Source organism: Fulvivirga lutimaris (genome assembly GCF_009711525.1).
In the GTDB taxonomy this organism is placed as follows: Bacteria; Bacteroidota; Bacteroidia; order Cytophagales; family Cyclobacteriaceae; genus Fulvivirga; species Fulvivirga lutimaris.
The window spans coordinates 1-2,104 of record NZ_SMLV01000118.1 but is presented as its reverse complement, the minus strand read 5'-3'; the positions used below and the strand labels follow the sequence as shown (position 1 = coordinate 2,104).

The following is a 2,104-nucleotide window of genomic DNA, read 5'->3' as shown; positions in this document are numbered from 1 at the left end:
CGCTACACAACCAAACTCGGTCTGTGATGAAGATTTAGCAGCCAATGCCTTCACCGGGGAGATAGTAATCACATTGGATCCTTATGCCAATGATCCGGGAGTTGATGGTGTGGCCGATTCCTATACTTATAGTATTACAGGCCAGAATACAGGATTTACGGACAGTAATAGTACAGGAACCTTTATTGAACTTGAAGATGATACCTATGATGTTATTGTGACCAATGATGATCTTGGCTGTCCGTCAGACGTTGTTCCGGTAGTGGTAGATGATATTCAGATACTACCAGTTATTGCTGAGTCAATACAATCGAGTACAAACTGTAGTCTGCCAGATAATGGAGAGTTGTCTATAGTTGATATCGATGGGGAAGCAAATCCTGCGGTATTTAATACTACACATACAATTAATTGGTATAATGGAAACTCAGTAGTGATTGTGGCCGGTACAAGGGTTCCTGATTTTACTGGAGATACTTATGCCGGTATACCTGGCGATGCAAATTACACTGTTGAGGTAATTAATAATGCCACAGGTTGTAATACTGTTGAAACGTATACTCTTCCAACATCAGAAATTGACCCTGTAGTTACACTTAATAATAAGAATGACAATGCAGTTTGTAATGCTACATTAGCAACTGATTCACCAAATGGTTTTACAGGGTTTATCGAGGTTACATACTCTGATGTGAACTCTATTCCTTCAGATACTTATACAATTAGCTGGTTCACAGATGCAGCCGCTACTGTAGATGTAAATACAACATACCCAGATGCTAATATCGATAACTCAGTGCCCGGGACATCCAGATTAGAATTCATTCCTGGAGGAACTTATTACATTACGGTGTTAAATGATAGATTAGGTTGTGAAACTTCTCCTCAGCAGTTTACTATTGTTAATTTACCTGATCCTCCAACACCAGGCTTGGTCGTAGATGCTATTCAGACATCATGTGGTAGTCCTAATGGTATTCTTCGACTTAATGATATTGATGGCATTCTGGTTGGGGCATATCCTGATAATATTGATATTGACTGGTTTGTTGGTTCCGATACTAATACTCCATTTAATGATGGTGTTGATGGTGCAATTTCAGCAGATGAACTTACTCTGACAAATATTTCCTCTAGAAATTATACAGTTCAAATCACGAACTTATCTACCGGTTGTCAGGACATAGCATCGATTTTAGTTCCTGAAGTGATTACAAAACCAACTGTAGAGTTTGTTAGCAAAACTCCAAATAATATTTGTGATATTGCTAACCTAACTCCGAATGGGTCAATAACTGTTCAGGTTAATGGCGGTATTCCACTTCCTGATGCTAATTATGAATTTACCTGGTATGCTGGGGAGACACCTTCAGGAACACCTTTAACAGTGGCAGATGCAAATAGTCCTCTATTAGATGAGCAGGTGGAAGGCGATTATACGGTAACGGTCACTGACCTTAGTACATCATGTGTTTCATTACCTATAACAGTTGAAATTATCAAATCAACTACTCCACCAACAATTACAACTTCATTTATTCAGCAAACTAGTTGTGATTTTGCGGGTAATCCTAATGGGTCTGTGTCAGTTGTAATAGATAATCCAGTAGCGTCAAGTGGGTTCTCAGTAAGGTGGTATACAGGAACAAGTGTTCCAGCTGATATTTTTGACGATTCAGATCCTCGAGTTTTAACATTGTTAGCAACAGGAGTTCCTGCAAATGGGGTGACAGCTGTTACTAGTGATTTGCCGGGTGACTTACCTCAGGGAGATTACACCGTGTTGGTTTATGATGAAGATTCTGGCTGTACTGTTCAGGAGACGGTAACCGTGACCCAGAATGTAGTTAACCCTGTTGTATCACTTACTCCATATGATCATAAGGATTGTACATTTGATGGAGATATTATCCCTGTATTGGAGCAAGGTCAAGATGTTGACTATGAATTTATTTGGCATCAGGGGCAAACTACTGCAGGTCCAATTGTTTATCAGGTAACAACTTCTTTTGGCGACCTTGATGTTGATAGTGATTCAATTGCCGCTTTAAATCAAAAGAATGTTCAGGCATTTGGCGTGTTGAATAATTTGTATTCAGATTTT

The 2,104-nt window shown here is 39.3% G+C and carries 1 protein-coding gene; it reads left to right on the top strand.

The features are described from left to right. Window positions 1–2,104, top strand: a 2,104-nt coding sequence (locus E1140_RS21240; protein ID WP_185153334.1) for a hypothetical protein, incomplete at both ends; no start/stop codon positions are given.